4 protein-coding genes and 1 pseudogene are annotated in these 2,888 nt (G+C 67.1%); 3 read left to right on the top strand and 2 right to left on the bottom strand.

The features are described 5' to 3' along the window. From ACK59X_RS16125 to flhC, 3 genes and pseudogenes are all read left to right on the top strand, one after another. A pseudogene (locus tag ACK59X_RS16125) lies at positions 1-200 on the top strand (sulfurtransferase); the annotation flags it as partial. Positions 201-448: 248 nt separating this feature from the next. Continuing rightward, complete coding sequence (gene flhD / locus ACK59X_RS16120; protein WP_409958733.1) at positions 449-775, top strand: flagellar transcriptional regulator FlhD; 327 nt, start codon at positions 449-451, stop codon at positions 773-775. A 61-nt stretch (positions 776-836) separates the two neighbouring features. Further along, the gene (gene flhC / locus ACK59X_RS16115) at positions 837-1,397 is read left to right on the top strand and encodes a flagellar transcriptional regulator FlhC (RefSeq protein WP_409958731.1); all 561 of its coding nucleotides are present in this window, start codon (positions 837-839) and stop codon (positions 1,395-1,397) included. A gap of 99 nt (positions 1,398-1,496) precedes the next feature. Here flhC and ACK59X_RS16110 read toward each other — a convergent pair whose 3' ends face one another. Both ACK59X_RS16110 and ACK59X_RS16105 read right to left on the bottom strand, forming a co-directional pair. After that, a complete protein-coding gene (locus ACK59X_RS16110; RefSeq protein WP_409958729.1) occupies positions 1,497-2,063 on the bottom strand; it encodes a FlgO family outer membrane protein in 567 nt (188 codons plus the stop codon). Then, complete coding sequence (locus tag ACK59X_RS16105; protein ID WP_409958735.1) at positions 2,060-2,842, bottom strand: hypothetical protein; 783 nt, start codon at positions 2,840-2,842, stop codon at positions 2,060-2,062. The genes ACK59X_RS16110 and ACK59X_RS16105 overlap by 4 nt, the downstream gene beginning before the upstream one ends. Positions 2,843-2,888 lie beyond the last annotated feature (46 nt).

Here is a 2,888-nt window from a genome sequence, read left to right as displayed (position 1 = left end):
CCGCCGTGCTGCGCGCCGAGTTCGACACCCTGCTGGCGGGGCGCGACCCGGCCAGCGTGGTGCACCAGTGCGGCAGCGGCGTGAGCGCGCTGCCCAACCTGATCGCGATGGAGGTCGCCGGGCTCGGAAAATCCGCGCTTTTTGCCGGCAGCTGGAGCGAATGGGTGAGCGATTCTTCGCGCCCGGTGGAACGCGGCTGAGCCTCACCGCGCGCCCGGTTGCTGCTTTTTGCAGCAGGCCGCCACGCTCTGGCAGGTAGTACCTCCGCTTGGGGTTTTGTAGGGCAAATTCCTACACGCACCACCTCTGTGCCAGACACGCTGCACAGAGCTGCGCCGACTTAATTTCTGATTGGCCTGGTTTCACAATCCATTTCAACGGATCGCGCAAAACATGCAACCCGCATGGCAAGGCGAAGACCCGGGAACTGGAACAAAGGAACCCTGCCATGACGAACGAACAGCTGCTCGCCGAAATCCGCGAAGCCAACCTGACCTACCTGATGCTGGCGCAGAACCTGATCCGCCATGACAAGGCAGAAGCAGTGTTCCGCCTGGGCATGAACGAAGAAGCTGCCGATATTCTGGCATCGCTGTCCGCCGCCCAAGTGCTGAAATTGGCCTCCCGGAACACGCTTCTTTGCAGCTTCCGCGTGGACGACAACCTGGTGTGGAGCTTGCTGACCAACCACACGGCCAAGAAGGTGGGCAACGAAGCCACCAACACGCTGCACGCCAACATCCTGATGGCCAGCCGCGTGTCGGAAGTACTCTGAACACACCGCCCCTTTCCTCCGTCCCGTTCCGCCCGTTCACCGCTTCCCCCGAAAGCCTGCCATGACCACCACGACTGCCGCCGCCAAAGCCCCAGCCAAGAGCGTCCTCAACGAATCCAAGCAGATCGAACGCGCTGCGATGCTGATCGGCATGGGCGCCCGCATGCAGGTCCTGGAATCCGAAACCACCCTGTCCTACGAACGCCTGATCCGCCTGTACAAGGAGATCGCCGGCAAGTCGCCATCCAAGGGCCAACTGCCCTTCTCGACCGACTGGTTCCTGACCTGGCAGGAAAACATCCACAGCTCGCTGTTCCTGAACATCTACGAATACCTGTCCAAGGGCGTGGACCTGGACTCGGTGGAGCTGCTGACCAAGGCCTACCGCCTGTACAGCGAGCAGGTCAGCACCGCCGAGATCGAGCCCCTGCTGTCCTTCACCCGCGCCTGGCGCCTGGTGAAGTTCGTGGATGCCGGCATGCTCACCCGCACCCAGTGCGCCGACTGCAAGGGCCAGTTCGTGACCGAACTCTACGAAAACCGCCACTACACCTGCGGCCTGTGCAACCCACCCGCCCGCGCCGGCAAGAGCAAGAATGCTGGCGCCCTGATGTTGCACTGATCCGCTGCCCGGCGATGCCGGGCCGCCCACAAAAACACCAAAGCCCCGCCGGCCATGCCGTGCGGGGCTTTTTTGGATGAAGGCTTGGCGGCCCGCGATCTACCGCGCGGCGAGCAGCGAGCGCACGTTCTCGTCGATGGGCATGGAATAGTCGTGCGCGGCCACCACGGCGTTGCCCACGGGGTTCACGATCTTGAGGCTGATGAACAGCGTGGTGGCCGATGCGGCGTAGGTGCCCACCACCACCGCCTGCGCGTCGTGGGCACGGCTGACCTCGCGCACCTCCCGCGAGAGCAGCAGTTCGCCGGTGCCACGCTGCATGGCCACGTTCTCGCGCAGCTTGAGCTCGGTCACGCGCAGGCCGCGCTGCACCAGGCGCGAGCCGACCTGCTCGGAGAAGATGCGCCCCAGCCGCGAGGATTCGGTGAGCCGGTCCACATTCACCAGCGTGGCGACCAGCACGGCATGCTGCGGGTCCAGCGGTGCCTGCAGCAGCAGCGCATCGGCCGCGCGGTGGTTGCGCTCGATGGTGCTGGGGGTGATGAGGTCCATCAGCCCGCCAGCACCGCCACCGGCCTTGTCGCCATAGTAGTACGAGGCGCAGCCCGGCAGGGCCAGCACAGGCAGCAGCGCACCGGCGCTGCGCAGGAGGGTGCGGCGCTTCATGGCGCCACCACCATCATCGCCGGGGGGCTCACCACCTGCCAGGTCTTGACCGGGGTGGGCGGTGGAGGGGGGGGCGGCGGCGGAGCCGGCTGCTGGACCTGGTAGAGCGCGGCGTCGTCCTGCTCGATGTAGTACACGTCGGAGGTGCGGGCCAGGTAGCGGTCGCCGCTTTCCAGCGAGGTCGTGATGAGCACCTCGGTGCGCGTGGGGCCGCCTGCGGCGGGGCCGTCGGTGGTGTACTGCGCGGCGTCGGCCAGTGCCCCGATGGCGATTGTGCCAGCCACGATGGAGCCGGCGCCGGGCGCCCGGTGCGCCCAGTCGCGTGCCACACCCACGCCCAGGGCCAGCCGCGTCCAGGGCATGGGCAGGCTGTTGGAGACGCGGCCCGGGTGCTGCACCAGCTGGGTCTCGAACGCCAGGGTCACGGCCGAAGGCTGGTTGGTGAGCACCACGCCGCGGTCCAGCAGGCGGGTGATCAAGAGCTTGCGAAAGCCGTTGTTGAAGCTCGTATCGCCCGAGGCGGACACGTAGATCGGGTGCTCGCCCGCGGGCCAGTCGCGGATCTTGCCGGCGATGCGCGTGGCCACGTCGTCGGCCAGCACGTCCCAGTGGTGCACGGCGCGCGCCTTCTTCTGGTTGGTGGCGGGGTAATTGTCGGCCCGCGGCACGTCCAGCGACGAACAACCGCCGGCCAGCAGCGTGGCCACCGCCAACAGCGGCACGAGCACGCGGTGCACCACAGGCCGGGCACGGACCTCATCGCGCGCAGGCGCCGCCATACCGGACTGCCCGGCGGGCAGTCGTCCTTGGGAGGGGCCCTGCGGC

The sequence above is a fragment of the Acidovorax sp. genome (assembly GCF_046339755.1).
Classification (GTDB): domain Bacteria; phylum Pseudomonadota; class Gammaproteobacteria; order Burkholderiales; family Burkholderiaceae_C; genus Acidovorax.
This window is presented reverse-complemented; position numbering and strand designations above follow the sequence as displayed.

Coding starts and splice junctions, on each gene's coding strand:
- flhC (WP_409958731.1), top strand. CDS start 837: ATGACCACCACGACTGCCGCCGCCAAAGCCCCAGCCAAGAGCGTCCTC.
- flhD (WP_409958733.1), top strand. CDS start 449: ATGACGAACGAACAGCTGCTCGCCGAAATCCGCGAAGCCAACCTGACC.
- ACK59X_RS16105 (WP_409958735.1), bottom strand. CDS start 2,842: ATGGCGGCGCCTGCGCGCGATGAGGTCCGTGCCCGGCCTGTGGTGCAC.
- ACK59X_RS16110 (WP_409958729.1), bottom strand. CDS start 2,063: ATGAAGCGCCGCACCCTCCTGCGCAGCGCCGGTGCGCTGCTGCCTGTG.